General features: G+C 55.3%; 15 protein-coding genes, 1 tRNA gene and 1 pseudogene. 5 read left to right on the top strand and 12 right to left on the bottom strand.

The window, feature by feature from the left end:
* Positions 1-16: 16 nt before the first annotated feature.
* The 7 genes and pseudogenes from ACMYSP_RS13695 to dppA form a co-directional block, all read right to left on the bottom strand.
* A pseudogene (locus ACMYSP_RS13695) lies at positions 17-809 on the bottom strand (cellulose synthase operon protein YhjQ/BcsQ).
* A 1-nt stretch (position 810) separates the two neighbouring features.
* The gene (locus ACMYSP_RS13690; protein WP_434582599.1) at positions 811-1,383 is read right to left on the bottom strand and encodes a cellulose biosynthesis protein BcsO; all 573 of its coding nucleotides are present in this window, start codon (positions 1,381-1,383) and stop codon (positions 811-813) included.
* Positions 1,384-1,833: 450 nt separating this feature from the next.
* Positions 1,834-2,847, bottom strand: coding sequence for a dipeptide ABC transporter ATP-binding subunit DppF (dppF, locus tag ACMYSP_RS13685; RefSeq protein WP_123757191.1), 1,014 nt, complete (start codon positions 2,845-2,847; stop codon positions 1,834-1,836).
* Positions 2,844-3,827, bottom strand: a complete 984-nt coding sequence (gene dppD, locus ACMYSP_RS13680) for a dipeptide ABC transporter ATP-binding protein (protein ID WP_434582598.1) — start codon at positions 3,825-3,827, stop codon at positions 2,844-2,846. The genes dppF and dppD overlap by 4 nt, the downstream gene beginning before the upstream one ends.
* Before the next feature lie 10 nt (positions 3,828-3,837).
* The gene (gene dppC, locus ACMYSP_RS13675; protein ID WP_434582597.1) at positions 3,838-4,740 is read right to left on the bottom strand and encodes a dipeptide ABC transporter permease DppC; all 903 of its coding nucleotides are present in this window, start codon (positions 4,738-4,740) and stop codon (positions 3,838-3,840) included.
* A gap of 9 nt (positions 4,741-4,749) precedes the next feature.
* The gene (gene dppB / locus ACMYSP_RS13670; RefSeq protein ID WP_174510211.1) at positions 4,750-5,769 is read right to left on the bottom strand and encodes a dipeptide ABC transporter permease DppB; all 1,020 of its coding nucleotides are present in this window, start codon (positions 5,767-5,769) and stop codon (positions 4,750-4,752) included.
* 107 nt (positions 5,770-5,876) lie between these two features.
* Entirely contained in the window at positions 5,877-7,484 is a 1,608-nt protein-coding gene (gene dppA / locus ACMYSP_RS13665) for a dipeptide ABC transporter periplasmic-binding protein DppA (protein ID WP_123757187.1), read from the bottom strand.
* A gap of 672 nt (positions 7,485-8,156) precedes the next feature.
* Here dppA and ACMYSP_RS13660 point away from each other — a divergent pair.
* A complete protein-coding gene (locus ACMYSP_RS13660) occupies positions 8,157-8,294 on the top strand; it encodes a hypothetical protein (protein ID WP_434582596.1) in 138 nt (45 codons plus the stop codon).
* A 3-nt stretch (positions 8,295-8,297) separates the two neighbouring features.
* Here ACMYSP_RS13660 and ACMYSP_RS13655 read toward each other — a convergent pair.
* The 4 genes from ACMYSP_RS13655 to ACMYSP_RS13640 form a co-directional block, all read right to left on the bottom strand.
* Positions 8,298-8,374: transfer RNA gene (locus ACMYSP_RS13655), tRNA-Pro, on the bottom strand.
* A 90-nt stretch (positions 8,375-8,464) separates the two neighbouring features.
* Positions 8,465-10,156: a kdo(2)-lipid A phosphoethanolamine 7''-transferase gene (gene eptB / locus ACMYSP_RS13650; RefSeq protein ID WP_434582595.1), complete on the bottom strand. Its 1,692-nt coding sequence runs from the start codon at positions 10,154-10,156 to the stop codon at positions 8,465-8,467.
* Between the two features lie 364 nt (positions 10,157-10,520).
* Complete coding sequence (locus ACMYSP_RS13645; protein ID WP_434582594.1) at positions 10,521-11,723, bottom strand: L-lactate MFS transporter; 1,203 nt, start codon at positions 11,721-11,723, stop codon at positions 10,521-10,523.
* A gap of 240 nt (positions 11,724-11,963) precedes the next feature.
* Positions 11,964-12,608 (bottom strand): autotransporter outer membrane beta-barrel domain-containing protein, encoded by a 645-nt coding sequence (locus tag ACMYSP_RS13640; RefSeq protein ID WP_434582593.1) that lies wholly within the window; start codon positions 12,606-12,608, stop codon positions 11,964-11,966.
* Between the two features lie 229 nt (positions 12,609-12,837).
* Here ACMYSP_RS13640 and tag point away from each other — a divergent pair, with 229 nt between their 5' ends.
* A complete protein-coding gene (gene tag / locus ACMYSP_RS13635) occupies positions 12,838-13,419 on the top strand; it encodes a DNA-3-methyladenine glycosylase I (RefSeq protein WP_434582592.1) in 582 nt (193 codons plus the stop codon).
* Complete coding sequence (locus ACMYSP_RS13630; protein ID WP_434587091.1) at positions 13,397-13,837, top strand: N-acetyltransferase; 441 nt, start codon at positions 13,397-13,399, stop codon at positions 13,835-13,837. Before tag ends, ACMYSP_RS13630 begins: the two co-directional genes overlap by 23 nt.
* Here ACMYSP_RS13630 and ACMYSP_RS13625 read toward each other — a convergent pair.
* Positions 13,806-16,136: a molybdopterin guanine dinucleotide-containing S/N-oxide reductase gene (locus ACMYSP_RS13625; RefSeq protein WP_434582591.1), complete on the bottom strand. Its 2,331-nt coding sequence runs from the start codon at positions 16,134-16,136 to the stop codon at positions 13,806-13,808. The two genes, ACMYSP_RS13630 and ACMYSP_RS13625, sit on opposite strands and share 32 nt — an antisense overlap.
* Positions 16,137-16,303: 167 nt before the next feature.
* Here ACMYSP_RS13625 and ACMYSP_RS13620 point away from each other — a divergent pair, with 167 nt between their 5' ends.
* On the top strand, positions 16,304-16,966 hold the full coding sequence (locus tag ACMYSP_RS13620) for an OmpA family lipoprotein (RefSeq protein WP_154144305.1): 663 nt from the start codon (positions 16,304-16,306) through the stop codon (positions 16,964-16,966).
* A gap of 125 nt (positions 16,967-17,091) precedes the next feature.
* A complete protein-coding gene (locus ACMYSP_RS13615; protein ID WP_434582590.1) occupies positions 17,092-18,108 on the top strand; it encodes a LacI family DNA-binding transcriptional regulator in 1,017 nt (338 codons plus the stop codon).
* Positions 18,109-18,157 lie beyond the last annotated feature (49 nt).

Genomic DNA, 18,157 nt, shown 5'->3' with positions numbered 1-18,157 from the left:
GCAGCCCTGCAATAAGTTAAAGCCCTGACATGCGAGGCTGGCTGTGCACCGTGCCGTCGCCAATTTTGATACCCAACAGCGCAGAGATTTTTTTTGCAATTATTTCAATATCAAAAGCGGCTGCAGAGGAGGAGCTAAAGTCGAGAACCGACTTCTGCGACGCATTTGCCTCCACCACGCTTTCGTCACGGTGGATAATGCCCAGTAGCCGATCGCCCAGTTTGTCCTCCATCAGCGCGGTCACGTCGCGACTGACCTGGCGGCGGTTATCACTCTGATTCAGCACAAAATAATGCCCGAGTTTGTTGTTTAGCTTACCGCCAGTCAGGCGCTGTTTTTCCACGTGCGACAGGGTCGACATCGACGCCGTATCCGCCAGCAGCGGCACCAGGTGGAGATCCGCCAGTGACGTCAGCGCGGTAAGCGCTGGTGAGGGCCCCGGTGGCAGGTCGGCGATGATAATAAGCCCGGGATAATTCAATAACGCCGCCAGACCACGGGTCAGAAAGTGAGGATCGGTGGCCAGGTGTTGATCAAACGCCTGATGCTGCGCCTCGCTGACATCGCCATATGGCAGGACAAAAATATTGCTGCCGGCGCTGAGTACGCACTGGCTCCAGTCATGAAGTTCCAGCGCTTTCGCGACATAGCCGCGTTCATCGCTAAGCGGGACGCCAAAATGCAGGCGCAACGCATTCTGAACGTCAAAATCGACAACCAGAACTTTGCTGCCCGCGCGCGCCAGAGAATAGGCAAGATTAGCCGCGAGGGTCGTTTTGCCTACGCCGCCTTTTGGAGAACACACGCAGATCAACGGCATGTCGCAATCCTTTCTAAAAGTGATTTCAGCGGCTGATCTTTATTTTTTGCCGCCGGTTCAGCGGCTTTTGCCGCAAATAAATGTGCAAAGCCGTCGCTGGCCTGCGCAGGTGTCACGGCCGGACGAGGTGCGACCCGCGGTGCCGGTGCTGCTGCGATAGCCGGAGCAGGTTCCGCCATGACCGGAGGTGTCGTTGGCGGCGTCACCAACGGAGGTGGTTCGACTGGTGCAGCGGCAACAATGGGGGATGTAACCGGTTCAGACACTGGGGGCGTCACCACCTGCTGTGCCACAGGCGTCGGCGCAACTGTTGGCACAGGTGTGTGCTCAGGTTCTGTTTCTACCCAATGGAACATATCTGCTGGCACGGGTTGTGGTATCGGTAACGATACCGATCCCCCCATCGCCAGAGAAGAATCTTTCTCTTCCCCAGGGGTTAGCTGATTGAGAATAATCCAATCGCCCTGTTCCCGGGTGGGTGCCTGTGATGAGAGGTCCTTGAAATGTAGACTTTGCGTACGAGTCTTTTCCTTGAAGCGCTGCAAATCATCATAATGGTTCATGGATAACCTCATGATTTTAAATACATAATATTTAATCTGTTTTTATTTTGACACTACGCCTTTAGAGCATAGTTTATTTTATTGTTTATCATCAGCTTAAGTTGATCAGCATGACCAACAATACAATGACTATGTATAGGGATATTGGTCAAGGCGGCGTAATTTATTGATAGCTTTGGGATTACCCTACCATTTCTAATACTAAATGATAGCTCCATTTTTTAGGAGGTATCTGTATGCAAAACCTGAAACCACCTTATTTCTAAATAAAACCAGCATTTTATCTGGTGATATTTCCAAATAATGAAGTAAAAAAATAATGTTTCGCGCGACTGGAATAGATTTTATCTCTTTTTTTATCGTTATATAAATAGGCCAAACTGCTTATTTAAGTGACAAAATATCAGGATGAAATTGCGGCCGCTGTCTCATCGACAGCGGCGCAAACGATCAGGCGGGGTGTTTTTCCGGGTTTTCGTCCTGGTCAACGGCAAAGCAGGCCACCAGTTGGCCACCGTAGTTCTTCAGCTGCGGCTGCAGCTGAGTGCAGGGGCCAAAGCGACGACGGCAACGGGCGTTGAATGCACAACCCGGCGGCGGGTTCAGCGGGCTCGGCAGCTCGCCGGTCAGCTTAATACGCTCGCGGCGATCGTCCGGATTCAGGCGCGGAGTCGCCGACAACAGAGCCTGGGTGTACGGATGCTGCGGGTTGTTGAAGATCTGATCCTTGGTCCCTTTTTCCACGCAACGTCCGAGATACATCACCATCACTTCATCGGCAATATGCTCTACCACCGACAGGTCATGGGAGATGAACACGTAGGACAGCCCCATATCCTGCTGCAGGTCCATCATCAGGTTTAACACCTGCGCGCGCACCGAGACATCCAGCGCGGATACCGGTTCGTCGGCAATGACCACGTCCGGGTCCAGCATCAGGCCGCGGGCGATGGCGATACGCTGGCGCTGACCGCCAGAGAACATATGCGGATAGCGATCGTAGTGCTCGGTTTTGAGCCCCACCTTCGCCATCATCGCCAACGCTTTCTCCCGGCGCTGCTCTTTGTTCAGCGTGGTATTGATCTGCAGCGGTTCCTCGAGAATCTGCCCCACTTTCTTACGCGGGTTTAACGACCCGTAGGGGTTCTGGAAGACGATCTGGATTTTCTGACGACGTAGCTTTTGCGCGTGCGGATCGTGCTTAAGCAGGTCTTGTCCCTGGTAGTAAAGCTCACCCCCGGTCGGGATTTCAATCATCGTCAACAGGCGACCCAGCGTGGATTTCCCACAGCCGGATTCACCCACAACCGCCAGCGTTTTCCCGCGTTCAAGGGTAAATGAGACGCCGTCCAGCGCTTTCACCAGGCGCTCAGGTGCGAACAGCCCCTTCTTCACCGGGTAATATTTTTTCAGGTCGATGGCCTGCAACAAAAGCTGTTGCGTGGTGGCCTCATGGGTACTCATAGCGTAGGCCTCCCGGCATCATCCAGTGGGTAGTGACATTTCGACTGACGGCCGCCGTCAACGTGGTTCAGCGTCGGCTCCTCGCTGCGGCACCGGTCGGTGGCATACGGGCAGCGCGGGTTTAACAGGCAGCCGTTGGGACGGTCATATTTCCCAGGGACTACACCAGGCAGAGAAGCCAGCCGCGCTTTATCCTGAGCAAACTCCGGCAGCGCACGCAGCAATGCCTGAGTATACGGATGCCGCGGGGCGCGGAAGATATCTTTCGCATCGCCCGCTTCGACGACCTGGCCGGCGTACATCACAATAATCTTGTGCGCGGCCTCAGCCACCAGCGCCAGATCGTGAGTGATCAGCACCAGCGCCATATTCTCTTTTTGCTGCAGTTCCAGCAGCAGCTCAATGATCTGCGCCTGAATCGTCACGTCCAGCGCCGTGGTTGGCTCATCGGCAATTAACAGCTTCGGCCGACAGGCGATCGCCATGGCAATCATTACGCGCTGGCTCATCCCGCCGGAGAGCTGGTGCGGATAGACGTCAAGCCGCGATGCAGGGTCCGGAATACCCACCAGCGTCAGCAGGTCGATCGCCCGCTGGATGCGGGTTTTCTTATTGCCGCCCTGGTGCACCTTAATGGCCTCCATGATCTGGAAGCCGACGGTGTAGCACGGGTTAAGGCTGGTCATCGGGTCCTGGAAGATCATCGCCACTTCTGCGCCCACCAGCTGGCGGCGCTCTTTTTCTGAAATACGTTTCAGATCGCGACCATTAAATTCCAGCTTATCCGCCATTACGCGGCCGGGATAATCAATCAGGCCCATAATCGCCAGCGAGCTGACCGATTTACCGGAACCAGACTCACCAACAATCCCGACGACTTCGCCCTGGTTAACGCTGTAGCTCACGCGGTCTACCGCGCGAAACGGGGTGCCTTCATCACCGAAGTGCACCGATAATTTATCAACATTCAATAACGCCATCTCGAACCTCTTACTGCTTCAGTTTGGGATCGAGCGCGTCACGCAGACCGTCACCCATCAGGTTAAATGCCAGCACCGTGAGCAGAATGGCCACTCCCGGGAAGGTGACCACCCACCAGGCACTCTGCGCGAACTGCAACACGTCGGAGAGCATCGTGCCCCACTCCGGTGTCGGCGGTTGCGCCCCCATGCCAAGGAAGCCAAGAGCGGCCATATCGAGAATGGCGTTAGAGAAGCCCAGCGACGCCTGAACGATCAGCGGCGCCAGACAGTTAGGCAGAATATTGACGAACATCTGACGCAGCGCGCCCGCGCCCGCCACTCGTGAGGCAGTCACGTAATCACGGTTCACTTCCACCAGCACCGCCGCGCGCGTCAGACGCACGTAGTGCGGCAAGGCGACAAAGGTCAATGCGATTGAGGCGTTCACAATCGACGGGCCGAAGATGGCCACCAGCACCAGCGCGAGCAGCAGGCTCGGCAGCGCCAGCATAATATCGACGATACGCATGATGATGGAGTCAATGACGCCGCCGAAGTAGCCGGCCACCAGGCCAAGCACCACGCCGAGGATCAGCGACAGCACCACCACCAGACAGCCTACCAGCAGCGATAAACGGGCGCCGTACATCAGTCGCGACAGAATATCGCGGCCAACGTCATCGGTGCCCAGCAGGTGCGCAAAGCTTCCCCCTTCCTGCCAGGCAGGCGGTGCCAGCAGTACGTCGCGGAACTGATCCGCCGGGTTGTAAGGTGCGAGGAAGTTCGCGAACACGGCGATAATAATCATGATCGCCACGTAGACCAGGCCAACGACCGCCCCTTTATTGCGTTTGAAATAGTGCCAGAACTCCTTCATCGGGGTCATTGGCACCGGTGCGGCGACAACTTTATTTTCAGTAACTTGTGACATGATGGCCCCTTACTTCTTATGCCGAATACGCGGGTTCACCACGCCGTACAGCAGGTCGACCAGCAAATTGACGAGGATAATCATCGTCGCGACCAGCAGTACCCCACTCTGCACCACCGGGTAATCACGGCGTTGCAGCGCATCGATCAGCCAGCGCCCTAAGCCTGGCCAGGAGAAGATAGTCTCGGTCAGGATGGCGCCAGCCAGCAGCGTCCCCACCTGTAAGCCGATCACCGTCACCACCGGCAGCATGGCGTTGCGCAGCGCATGGACCACAATCACGCGCATGCGGGTCAGCCCCTTGGCGCGCGCGGTACGAATGTAATCTTCACCCAGCACTTCCAGCATCGACGATCGCGTCATACGGACGATCACCGCCAGCGGAATAGTGCCCAGCACCACGGCTGGCAAAATCATGTGCATCACCGCGTCAATAAAGTCGCCGGGTTCACCCCAGATAGCGGTGTCGATCAGCATAAAACCGGTGAGCGGTAGCGTGTCGTCGAGGAATACCGTGTCGCTGATTCGCCCGGAAACCGGGGTCAGGTTCAGCTGCACTGAGACCAGCATAATCAGCATCATGCCCCACCAGAAGATAGGCATGGAATAGCCGGTCAGCGCGAGGCCCACGGAGGTGTGATCGAAGATAGATCCGCGTTTTACCGCAGCCAGCACCCCAACCGGGATACCGACGGCGACGGCGAAAATCATCGCGCACACGCCCAGTTCCATCGTCGCTTTAAAGCGCGGCACGAACTCCTGCCACACGGGAATACGGCTTTTCAGCGAAATACCTAAATCGCCATGCAGGACGCCCCAGATATAGTGGACATACTGCTGCCACATCGGCTTATCAAGGCCCATTTCAGCCAGCAGCTGAGCATGACGTTCAGGGGAAATACCACGTTCGCCCGCCATAATCATCACCGGGTCACCGGGGATCATATGGACAAAGGCAAAGGTGAGAAGGGTAATACCGATAAATGTCGGGATGACAAGTCCCAAACGTCGGAGAATGAACTGCAACATAACCCGGATTCTCTCTAGTGACGACCCGCCTGGTGACGGGGCGTCTGTATTGCTCACAAATGTCAGTTCCCTCTCCCCAAGGCGGGGAGAGGGGAAACACGCTGTTATTATTCGATAGAGACGTTATCGAAGTGGTGTTTGCCTAATGGATCGACCACGTAGCCTTTGACTTCTTTACGCACCGGCTCATAAACAGTGGAGTGCGCGATGATCAGAGCCGGAGCCTGGTCATGCATTACTACCTGCGCCTGTTTGTACAGCTCGATACGCTTGTTGTGGTCGTCAGTAGCACGTGCCGGCTGAATCAGATCTTCAAACGGCTTGTAGCACCAGCGAGAGTAGTTAGAGCCATCTTTTGCCGCCGCGCAGCTGAACAGAGTCGCGAAGAAGTTATCCGGATCCCCGTTATCACCGGTCCAGCCCATCATGACGGTCTGGTGTTCACCGGCTTTCGCACGCTTGAGGTATTCGCCCCACTCGTAGGTTACGATCTTCGCCTGGACGCCAACTTTGGCCCAGTCGGCCTGGATCATCTCAGCCATACGGCGTGCGTTCGGGTTGTACGGACGCTGTACCGGCATAGCCCACAGGTCGATCGAGAAGCCTTTTTCCATTCCGGCTTCTTTCAGCAGCGCTTTCGCTTTTTCCGGATCGTATGTGTAGTCTTTAACGTCGTCGTTATAGCCCCACATGGTCGGCGGAATCAGGTTTTTCGCGGACTGACCGGCGCCCTGATAAACGGCTTTGATAATCGCTTCTTTGTTCACCGCGTAGGTCAGTGCCTGGCGGATCTTCACGTTATCCAGCGGTTTTTTCTCGGTGTTGAACGACAGGTAACCGACGTTCAGGCCCGGCTGCTCCATCAGGTTAATGCTCTTATCTTCCTTCATGCGCGCAATGTCGGCCGGGTTCGGGTACGGCATTACCTGGCACTCGTTTTTCTGCAGCTTGGCATAGCGCACGGACGCATCAGGAGTAATAGAGAAGACCAGACGATCGATCTGCGGCTTGGTGCCCCAGTAGCCCGGGAAGGCTTTATAGAGAATACGGGAGTCTTTCTGGTACTGCAGCAGCTGGAACGGACCGGTGCCGATTGGGTTCAGATCCACTTTTTCCGGCGTACCGGCTTTCAGCATGTTGTCAGCATATTCTTTGGACAGAATAGAGGCGAAGTCCATCGCCAGATCTGCGAGGAACGGCGCTTCCGGGCGAGTCAGAACGAACTGGACGGTCTTATCATCCACCTTCTTCACTTCGCTAATCAGGTCCGGCAGGCCCATGCCTTCGAAGTATTCGTAGCTCCCGCCAGAGACTTTATGGTACGGGTTTTGAGCATTTTTCTGGCGATCGAACGAGAACACGATGTCATCGGCGTTCAGGTCACGGGTCGGTTTAAAGTCTTTATTGTCCTGCCACTTCACGCCCTGACGCAGGTGGAAGGTATAGGTTTTTCCGTCAGCGCTGACTTCCCACTTTTCGGCCAGGCCAGGAATAACTTCGGTGGTACCGGTTTTGAACTCGACCAGGCGGTTATAGATTGGCACCGAGCTGGCGTCATAGGTGGTACCAGAGGTGAAAAGCTGTGGGTTAAATCCTTCCGGCGAACCTTCAGAACAATAAACCAGGGTTTTCGCCTGAACGCTTGCGGCAACAGTCAGGGCGACCAGGCTCAGACCAAGCTTCAGCATCCCTGACTTTTTCAAGGAAATACTCATTCTTCTGCTCCAAATGTGATGATGTTGTTTTGCATATATCCGCCAGGCCTTTATTTATTTTTATTCGTCATATTTCGGGCTACGAATGCGTTGGCTGAGCTTGCCAGCTTCAGTCACATCATTATCTGTGCGTCTGGAGATTCACAAGCTTGCCGCGTGCCCGCAGCTCGAACTATTTAGAATATACCCGGTCCGGTCGGTGGTGCCCGAAGGCGTAGAGAGAGATGGGGATTCCTTTCACAAAAACGACTGAGTTGCAGTGCGGATTCTCCATGAAATGCCCCTCATGCCCTACAATCTGTCAACAGAATGCGTAAACGTCAATACAGCCAACCTGGTTTTACATCCGGGGTGAGAATCCGCAGGCAAAGATTAAAAAAACTTCATGCCGGTATTTTCAGCAGAGAAATTTATGCTACCGGCAATTTTGCAGCATAAGCGTCTTAATACCTTGCAACATCTAGTGATAAGCAATTCTGGTAAATGGTGAAAATTTATTGCGATATGGCCAATATGTGAGCGATTAATAGCGCGAACGTTAAAACGCACAGCGTAAAATGCTGAAGTTATCCATAAGCTTCGCGAAATAAGAACTAACCAGAGATAAAAAAATACAATGGAAGATGTCACAAAATGGTTAACAGGCGCTTGAAAACGGGGAGAAATGGTTTTTTGGTAACTTTGGTTAACGGGCTGCGAGGCATTCCCGGCGTCGCGCTGCTCGGCCGGGCTACCGGGATCGTGCTGCAGCAAGATGCTGGAGCCGGGCTACAGGCGAAAAAAAACCTGCTCGTTGAGCAGGTTTTTTAAATTTGGTCGGTGATAGAGGATTCGAACCTCCGACCCCTTCGTCCCGAACGAAGTGCGCTACCAGGCTGCGCCAATCACCGAATGCGGGGCGCATCTTACTGCTGAGATACACACCCGTCAATGGCTTATTATGAAAAAATCACTCAAGCGGCGAGAAACTCGCCACCCGACTATTTCTTCGGCGCCGCAGCGGCGTCAGGAACGTGGCACCAGTTGTTATGCTGGTTAATCCCACCGTCCGGCGAAGTATAACCAAGGCACCCCATAATAGTGTCATACAGCTCCACATGACGACGCGGTACCTTCATCGCCGCCTGTTCTTTAAGGCGGGCGAAAGAGGCTGCATGGTCAGGTGATTCCAGATACTTATCCGACATCCATACCATCATCGGCACGCGGAACTGCTCCGGCGGCGCCATCTTACGCGGCGTACCGTGCAGGTGCTCGCGCTCGTTGATCGACTCACCGTGATCGGCAGCATAGAACACAATCGCCTTCTTATCCCGCAGCTGATCCAGCACGCTCACGATAAAGTGATCGACATAGGTCACGGTGTTGTCGTACGAGTTAATCAGCTCGGCCTTAGAGCACTTGTTATCCACGCCCACGCACTCCGGCTGCCATTTGGCAAAGCTGCGCGGATAACGCTGGGTGTAGTTAAAGTGCGACCCTTTCGTATGCAGAATAATCAGATGCTTACCATGGGTATTCTTCGCCAGCGAGCGCTGAACCTCATCCACCAGCAGCATGTCATCCACGCTCTTGCCACGGTTACGCGGCTCGGCGCCAATCTGCTCACGATAGGCAATGTTGTTCACCATGGTATTGCTGTAGAACCACATCTCGCTCTGCATCGCGTACAAATCGCCACTAAAGCCCATCTGATGCAGAACCGAGAACACGTTTTGCTCTTTCAGCGTCCGCTGTGGGTTATCATCCGCCCCGCCTTCCCGCACGAACATACAGCGCAGAGAAAGTTTGGTAGCCGTATCGCAGGAATAACCGCGGAAGGCGACCAGGTTTTTCTCCTGCGCCAGCTTCGGCGTGGTATTTCGGCTATAGCCTAAAATCCCCATATGATCCCAGCGGGTCGTCTCCCCGATAATGAACACCACGTAGGTATCATCCAGCCCTTCAGGCGCCACATAGGTGAACTTCTTTGCCGGGTTGATTAACGACTTGTTGTCGGAGGATTCATCCACCTGTGCCCAGGCATACAGCCCCAGCGCAGAAAGCCAGTTCGACGGCAGATACGAGTTGGCCATAACCCCGCCGTAGCTTGGCATATCCACCTCAGAGCTGCGCTCAACGTTCTTCTGCCGCAACTCCAGCAGACGAATGGGCCCCCAGACCATTAACCCGGCCAGCACCACGATAGTAATGTTTTTCAGCCGCTGACCCGGCGTGCGAATTTGCCGCAATAGCGTATGGCGACAGCGGTTATTCCAGATAAGCAGGAGCGGAGGCGCACTGACCAGTACCATCCACAGAATCAGATACCAGCCCACCACTTCCTGGGACAGGTCGATATCGGTCGTCATGACCGAAGCAATAATGCCGTAACCAATGACCACGTTCAGGAAGGTCATGTAATAGCTGGCGGCGGCAGAGAAAATCACGACCAGCGTGGCTAATATTCGCCAGACACGCCTGCCCAGCAGCGACAGCAGACGCAGCAGGAAAAACGTCACCAGTACGGTTGCAACCAATTCCACAATCCCGGAAAGCCCTTTCCAGAGGGTAAACTCCTGCGCATAACCATCAAGACGACGGTAAAGCACAGCGACGTTCATAAACCAGCCGATGTACAGCGCCAGCCAAAAACTGAGCTTCTGCTGTGTCATCGTTCTAATATATTTCATGCATGAAACCTGGAAAAAGAAGAGATAAAACCGCCTTGCTTACGCAATATAAGTGGGCAGGTTAATAGGGTGCGTTCAGGTTGTTTAACTACTCAAACCCATTCGAGATGCCTTGCGGCGACGGGCTCGCGAATCCTCCGGAACTGACTTAAGTCAGTGACTGAAACACGCGAGCGCAGTCAACAATAAGGTCATTTGAAGGACGGAGAGTATAAGAAACCTCTTTAAAGCGCGCTAAGTAGACCACAGAGAGAGGAAAAAGTACCGGGAGGGAATGTGATCCAACCAAACATTTACAAAACATTTGGTTGGACTGGCACAATTTGCTTAGGAGGTAACGACTTCATGTCGTGAAAGCGCGTCTTCAGGCATGCGCTTCGCTATACACCTCGCCTTTCGGTTGGCGAATGGTGGTGGACAGCGCCAGCGAAAGAATCAGCAGCGCGAATATAACGCAGAAGGTGACATAGAACCCGCCGAACAGCGAGGCAATCAGCGACCCACAAATACTGCCGATACCAAAGCCCAGATAAATCACACCGTAGTTTTTCGCCAGATTGTTCAGACCGAAGAATTCACTAATTAACGACGGGAACACGGTAATGGTGCCGCCGAAGTTAAAGGCCACACAGGCGATAGCGGCAAAGAAAGTCATCGCGTTCAACGGGGCGAACAGCAGCGCCGCCATCCCGATCAGGGAGACCACCTGGCCAATCGTAATCACCCGGATGCGGGAGATTTTATCCGACAGGATGCCCAGCACCAGGCGTCCGCTCAGGTTGGCGATAGAGATAACGGTGACCGCATTCGCCGCCGTCGCAACATCCAGATGCACCATCCCCTGAGCGATATCTTTCGCCACGCCAATCACATACAGACCACTCATGCAGGCGGTCAGGAACATCACGGCTAACATCCAGTACTGCGGTTTGCGCATCGACTCAGCCAGCGTGAAGTCATTTTCCACCACGCCGTTGTGGGAAGTCGCGGTATGTTCTGGCGCATCTTTCATTAATGTCGCACCGAAGACAATCATCACCAGGACGATAGCACCCCAGATAATGAAGGTTTTCTCCAGCCCGACGGTGGCCAGCAGGTGGGTATCAATAAACTTAAATCCGAGGCTGCCGAGACCGTAAGAGCCAATAGAGAAGGCAGAGATCAGCCCCTTACGTTCCGGGAACCATTTCACACAGTTGGAGAGTGTCAGCAGGTAACCCGCGCCGTCCGCCAGCCCCACCAGCAGACCCGCGCTCAACCAGAGCATTAACAGGCTATTGGAGTGGGCGGTGAGGAAAAAGCCGAGGCCCAGCAAAATCCCGGACGCCATTGTGACGCGTTTGACGCCAAAACGTTCCTGTAATTTACCGGCAACGGAAGAGGATAGCGCCAGACCGAGACTTAACAGACCGAAGGAGAAAGCCACCTGGCTGACCGGTTCATCCAGTTTTGCGGAAAGGGAACTGTTGAACAAACTCCATGTATAAACCGATCCCAGCGCGAATTGTGTAACGATCGTGCCGGCTAGCGTAAGCCAGCGGGTATATTGACTGTTTGCAGCGTTCATAGCAGATATCCTGAAGAATTAACTGCCGCCACAATAGCGAAGTCCCCTGGCCGCCAGGCTAAAAAAGGCATGAAATGCCATCAGCATGGAATGAAATGCATGCAGGCAGGAATGAATGACATAGGAAAAGCGATGGCGCATGAAACCCACAGCAGTAAGTTAGTGACCGCTATCTTACAAACCTGCGCCATTACTGTATTTTTTAGGTAACAACTACGTTTCCAGGATGCTACAAAAACGCTAAAAATTCGCGCTGACACCCATCACGTAGAGATAATTTGCACCCGTCGTCGGATTCTCTGCCTGGGATAATGCCGCCCATGCCGCGAGGTGTGAATTGAGCGACATGTCCGCTCCAAACGTCACATCGCGCCAGGCACCGTCCTGCCCGCGGTTTGGCCCAATCAGTTCCGACGAAATAGGTTGGTTATAGCTCACCTGCGCCCACGGATGCACGCCCCACAGCTCCTGATAGTCCATGCGCCAGCCGAGCGTATTGACCCATGGATTATCCGTCGCCCTGCGCGCTGGCGGAGTCGATACCACATCGCTCCGCAGGCTCGCCACCGGCCCGGAGGTGACGCCGTTGGCCAGGGTAAAATTCCAGCCCACGCTCATCCCGTGGCTGCTGTCCGGCGGGGCGACAGCCTGATTCAGCACCATACCGGGAAGATCGCCGGAAGCATTCATCCGCTCAGCCAGAATATCTTCATAACGTGGTTGGTGATCGCTATCCCACGTATAGCGTTCAGAGGTATTACTTTTAGTATCGTTAGCGATATATTCCTGTTGCCAGGCATACGCTCCAGTAACCAATGAGGCCCAGACGACCACACACGCCGGAAGCAAGCGCCCCCGAATGCCATAGCTTTTCTTTATTATCATTAATGCGACTCCAGAGAAGAGCCCAACCGATATTATTGCTGTGTTTTTATGGGATGTGCTTCCCGTGAATACCCTGAATAATGTGACTGGACAAGCGAATGCTGCCACTGCACATGCAAGCTGAATAATGGCGGGTATATTTGAGAGCGGTATCCCTGTATTAACTATTATCTTTATCTTTCAGCCGTCAAGGTGAACGCGTAAGTTTTATTGCTAAAGGGAGAGAGACATGCAACGTTGCGGATGGGTAAGCCAGGACCCGCTTTATATCGATTATCATGATACCGAGTGGGGCGTTGCGCAAAGAGATGCCCATAAACTGTTTGAAATGATCTGCCTTGAGGGCCAACAGGCCGGGCTGTCATGGATCACGGTACTGAAAAAACGCGAAAATTATCGCCAGGCCTTTCATCATTTCGACCCCGTTCGCGTTGCTGCCATGGACCAGGCCGATATCGAACGGCTGGTGCAGGATGCCGGTATTATTCGCCATCGTGGGAAAATTCAGGCCATTATTGGCAATGCGCGCGCCTTCCTGGAGATGGAGCAAAATGGCGAGTCTTTTAGCGATTTTGTCTGGTCTTTCGTCGACAATCAGCCACAAATCTCCCATGCTGCCACCCTTGCGGAAATCCCAACCACCACGCCAGCTTCCGATTCGCTCTCAAAAGCGCTGAAAAAACGCGGCTTTAAGTTTGTCGGTTCCACGATCTGCTACTCCTTTATGCAGGCCTGCGGTCTGGTCAACGATCACGTGACGAGCTGTTTCTGCCATCCGGGAGGCGATGATGATCCGCAAGTGGGACGATAACAATACCGCTCCGCTGCTCACCCTGTGGCTGGAAAGCACGATTCACGCGCACCCGTTTATCCGCGAAACGTACTGGCATGAGAGCCTTGCGGTGGTTCGCGATGTCTACCTGCCCGCAGCCAACAGCTGGGTGTGGGAAGAACATGGCGTGGTCAAAGGGTTTGTCAGCGTCATGGAAGCACGCTTTATCGGTGCGCTGTTCGTCGCCCCGGATGCCATTCGGCGGGGCATCGGCAGCGCGCTACTGGACGAGGTCAAACAGCACTATCTCTGGCTGAGTCTGGAGGTGTATCAGAAAAACGTTGAGGCGGTGAATTTCTACCATGCGCAAGGCTTCCGGATAGAAGACTGCGCATGGCAGGATGATACCTTACAGCCGACCTGGATTATGCATTGGCCGGCGGATCAAACGCTGTAAGCGTCAGCGCGGGACCGTCATATTTCTCCAGCCATGCCAGCGCCGTATTTCCGGCGCAGCCGTTGCCCAGCCGCGAGGTCGGGATATCTTTGGTCAGCATATTCACCGCGCCGTTTTTGCAGATGCCCACCTGTGGATCAATATCAGGCCAGGCCCCTTCATGCAGGCAAATAACCCCCGGACGAATACCGTCGGTCACCACCGCACCGGCCAGCACCTGGCCTCGCGAGTTCCAGACCCGCACCACGTCACCGTCGGCAATATTGCGCGCCTGCGCATCCTGCGGGTGAATGGTCAGCGGTTCACGACCGGCAACGGCGTAAGTTTCACGCAGCGTCGTGTGGTTAAGCTGACTGTGCAGACGGTGCGCCGGGTGCGCGGAGAGCACCTGCAGCTGACCGGTCTGCGCGTTACCGTGCCACTCATCCGGTGCCAGCCACATCGGGTGGGGCGGGCAGTCGGGATAGCCAAAACCGGCGATTGTCGGAGAGTGGATCTCAATTTTTCCGCTGGCGGTTTTCAACGGATGGGCCAGTGGATCGGCGCGGAATTCGGCAAAACGGGCAAAGCGCGCATTCTCCGGGTTCTCCGGCATCTCTATCAGCTGGTTAGCCTGCCAGAACTCCTCGAACGGCGGTAGCGTAACCTGCTGGCTCGCGCCGCGTTGCGCCGCAATCTGGTAGAAGCTTTCCAGCCACTGTAGATCACTTTTTCCTTCCGTAAAACGCTCACGCCCCCCGGTTTCCCAGCGTTCGCTGAGATCGGCAAAGACGTCAAAATCATCCCGGGCCTCATCGCGCGGTGCCACGACTCGCTTCATGGGTACCAGATGCTGATTGCTGTAATCCCCGGTCATCGTCAGATCGTGACGTTCAAACGAGGTGGTCGCCGGCAAAACGATATCGGCATGACGGGCGGCGGCGGTCCAGAAGCATTCGGAGATCACGATAAGCTCCGGCTTCTGCCACGCCTGAATCAAGCGGTTGGTATCCTGATGATGGGTAAAGTTCGCCCCACCGCACCACCAGACAAAGCGAATATCCGGGAAATGGCGGTCCATTCCGTTGTGCTGATACGCGGCGCCGGGGTTTTCCAGCGCTTCGACAATGCGCGCCACCGGGATTTTATCGACGGCATCAGTGCCGCCCGCCACGCTGCCCTGCATCGAGGCCAGCACCGCCGCCCGCCGGGTGGGGTTGCCGCCATTGGAAAAGTGGTAAGAAAGCCCGAAGCCGCCGCCAGGGGTGCCAATCTGCCCCAGCATCGCGGCGAGGGTCACCAGCATCCAGTGTTTTTGCTCGCCGTACTGCTGACGCTGCATGCCCCAACCGGACATCAGCATAGTGGTATTTTCGTGGAATAATGCTGCCAGTTCGCGGATCTTAGCTGCGCTAACCCCACAGATATCGGCGGCCCACTCGGCGCTTTTCGGCGTACCGTCGCTCTCGCCGGTCAGGTAGCGGGCGAAAATGTCATAACCACTGGTGTAGCGCGCAAGAAACGCCGTTTCCTGCCAGCCGTTTTCTACCAGCGTATGGGCGATACCCAGCATCATCGCCACGTCCGTGCCCATGTGCGGCGCAATCCACTCGCCCTCCTGGCCAAAGAAATCCACGGTTTCCGATCGCATCGGATCGATACAGATCACCCGCTTGCCGCTTTTGCGCAGTCGGTCAAACCATTCGATCCCCTGCTCATCGGAAGCGTTCCAGGCAATTTTAAGCGTATTCAGCGGGTTGGCGCTCCACAGCACCACCACATCGCTGTGCTCCAGCACCATCGGCCAGCTGGTTTGCTGCTGATAAACCTCATTGCCACCCACGACATACGGCATAATCGCCTGCGCCGCCCCGGTAGAGTAGTCACCCAAGTGTCCGGTGTACCCCCCCGCCAGGCTCATATAGCGCTGCAATAACGTCGCCGCTTTGTGCAGGACGCCGTTAGAGCGCCAGCCGTAGGAGCCGGCAAAAATCGATGCGGGCCCGTAACTTTCCCGGATCCGTCGATGCTGGGTATGGATAAGATCCAGCGCCTGCTGCCAGCTCACCCGAACAAACTCATCCTGACCGCGGACACCCTGCGGGCGCCCCGGCGAGTCCAGAAAACCTTTTCGTACCATCGGATAACGCACGCGGGTTTTGCTATGCACTTGCTCGCGCACGGCGGTTTGCAGCGAGTTGGCGAAAGAGGTCTCCAGCGCGCCGCGAGACGAGAGGACATTTTCTCCATCCGTTTCAACCAGCATTGGCCCCCAGTGGGCTGCGGTTAAGATGGTTTCGGTTGCAGATGAGGTTGGCAAAGCAGGCTCCTGGTCAGCGAATGCAGGTGTGGTGACGGTCTGTTACGCGACCGTTCAATGTTATTTACAAAAAGAGATGTTATCCGGGGAATTTTCTACGCTTTTGGACGTCATAATCAACCGTCACGCGCGCTGTGACAAAGAATAAAAAGGATTAAGGAAATAACATGAAAAAAAGCGTACTCATGATTGCGGCGGTAGTTAGCGGCACTCTGGCCATTTCGGGCTGTACCACCAATCCCTACACCGGCGAACGCGAAGCGGGCAAATCCGGGATCGGAGCCGGCATCGGTTCACTGGTCGGCGCGGGCGTAGGCGCCCTCTCCTCGTCGAAAAAAGATCGCGGCAAAGGTGCGTTGATTGGCGCAGCGGCCGGTGCGGCGCTGGGCGGCGGTATCGGTTATTACATGGATGTGCAGGAAGCAAAACTGCGCGAGAAAATGCAAGGAACTGGCGTAAGCGTGACGCGAAATGGCGATAATATCGTGCTGAACATGCCGAATAACGTCACCTTCGACAGCAGCAGCGCCAACCTGAAACCTGCCGGCGCAAATACCCTGACCGGCGTGGCAATGGTCCTGAAAGAGTACGAAAAAACCGCGGTGAACGTTGTGGGCTATACCGACAGCACCGGCGGTCAGGATCTGAATATGCGGCTGTCACAGCAACGTGCCGACAGCGTCGCCAGCGCCTTGATCACCCAGGGCGTTGCTGCAAACCGCATCCGCACCAGCGGACTGGGCCCGGCGAACCCGATCGCCAGCAACAGTACGGCAGAAGGCAAAGCGCAGAACCGTCGCGTGGAAATCACCCTCAGCCCGCTCCAGTAAATCCGCCGGTCATTGCACCGATTGCGGTTTCCTCCGCCCGGCAACGCTCATCTGCCGGGCAAAATGCTTGATATAGCCGAATTTCGCGCTAAGGTGTTCTCCAGATTTCAGCAAAGGATGCCATCATGGCGAAAGCGGTGCGAGCAACGATTAGCGATGTGGCGAAAGCCGCAAAGACCGGAAAAACCAGTATTTCACGCTATCTCAATGGCGAAAAGCACCTGCTTTCCGATGACCTGCTGGCCAGAATTGAAGCCGCAATTGCTGAACTCAACTATCACCCCAGCCTGATGGCACGCGGGCTGAAGCATGGCCGGACCCGGCTCATTGGCCTGATTATCGCCGACATCACCAACCCCTACTCCGTCAATGTCCTTAGCGGTATTGAAGCGGCCTGTCGGGAGAAAGGCTTCACCCTGCTGGTGTGTAATACCAACAACCAGCTCGACCAGGAGCTGCACTATCTCGACCTGCTGCGCAGCTATCAGGTTGAAGGCATCGTCGTCAATGCGGTGGGGATGCGTGAAGAGGGGCTGAATCGCCTGCAGCAGTCGGCGCTGCCGATGGTGCTTATCGACCGCAAAATCCCTGATTTCGCCTGTGACGTTGTGGGTCTGGACAACACTCAGGCCGCCACGACGGCAACGGAGCATCTGGTGGAGAAAGGCTTCGAAGCCCTGCTGTTCCTGAGCGAACCGCTGGGATCGGTGAACACCCGCCGCGAGCGCCTGAGCGCGTTTCGCGCCACGATCCAGCGCCACACCGGCATCGTCGCGGAGAACGCCGAAGTCCAGCTTAACGACGGCGCGATGCTGGATACGGTGCTGCGCCAGTTCCACTCCCGCCACCGCGGAATGCGCAAGGCGCTGATTTCCGCCAACGGCGCGCTGACGCTGCAGATTGCGCGCGCGCTCAAACGGGTCGACCTGATTTGGGGCAGCGATATTGGCCTGCTCGGCTTCGATGAGCTGGAGTGGGCGGAGCTGGCTGGCGTGGGTATCACCACCCTGAAACAGCCCACGTGGCAGATTGGCTATGCCGCCGTTGAGCAGGTGGTACGGCGCATTGAAGGCAGCAACGACCCCATCTGCGAGCGAGTATTTTCTGGCGAGCTGATCGTGCGTGGCTCCACCTCCCGGTAATCAACCTTCGTGATGGTGATCATAAATCAGACATCCTTCGCTTTCCTTT

Origin of the sequence: Klebsiella sp. R390 (assembly GCF_051131745.1) — a bacterium.
GTDB lineage: Bacteria > Pseudomonadota > Gammaproteobacteria > Enterobacterales > Enterobacteriaceae > Klebsiella.
Note: the sequence above shows the minus strand (reverse complement) of the source record. Positions and strands in the feature narration are given on the sequence as shown.

Bases quoted from the DNA above. Each gene is read 5' to 3' on its own strand.
- ACMYSP_RS13690 (WP_434582599.1), bottom strand. From the start codon at position 1,383: ATGAACCATTATGATGATTTGCAGCGCTTCAAGGAAAAGACTCGTACG.
- dppF (WP_123757191.1), bottom strand. From the start codon at position 2,847: ATGAGTACCCATGAGGCCACCACGCAACAGCTTTTGTTGCAGGCCATC.
- dppD (WP_434582598.1), bottom strand. From the start codon at position 3,827: ATGGCGTTATTGAATGTTGATAAATTATCGGTGCACTTCGGTGATGAA.
- dppC (WP_434582597.1), bottom strand. From the start codon at position 4,740: ATGTCACAAGTTACTGAAAATAAAGTTGTCGCCGCACCGGTGCCAATG.
- dppB (WP_174510211.1), bottom strand. From the start codon at position 5,769: ATGTTGCAGTTCATTCTCCGACGTTTGGGACTTGTCATCCCGACATTT.
- dppA (WP_123757187.1), bottom strand. From the start codon at position 7,484: ATGAGTATTTCCTTGAAAAAGTCAGGGATGCTGAAGCTTGGTCTGAGC.
- eptB (WP_434582595.1), bottom strand. From the start codon at position 10,156: ATGAAATATATTAGAACGATGACACAGCAGAAGCTCAGTTTTTGGCTG.
- ACMYSP_RS13645 (WP_434582594.1), bottom strand. From the start codon at position 11,723: ATGAACGCTGCAAACAGTCAATATACCCGCTGGCTTACGCTAGCCGGC.
- ACMYSP_RS13640 (WP_434582593.1), bottom strand. From the start codon at position 12,608: ATGATAATAAAGAAAAGCTATGGCATTCGGGGGCGCTTGCTTCCGGCG.
- tag (WP_434582592.1), top strand. From the start codon at position 12,838: ATGCAACGTTGCGGATGGGTAAGCCAGGACCCGCTTTATATCGATTAT.
- ACMYSP_RS13630 (WP_434587091.1), top strand. From the start codon at position 13,397: ATGATCCGCAAGTGGGACGATAACAATACCGCTCCGCTGCTCACCCTG.
- ACMYSP_RS13620 (WP_154144305.1), top strand. From the start codon at position 16,304: ATGAAAAAAAGCGTACTCATGATTGCGGCGGTAGTTAGCGGCACTCTG.
- ACMYSP_RS13615 (WP_434582590.1), top strand. From the start codon at position 17,092: ATGGCGAAAGCGGTGCGAGCAACGATTAGCGATGTGGCGAAAGCCGCA.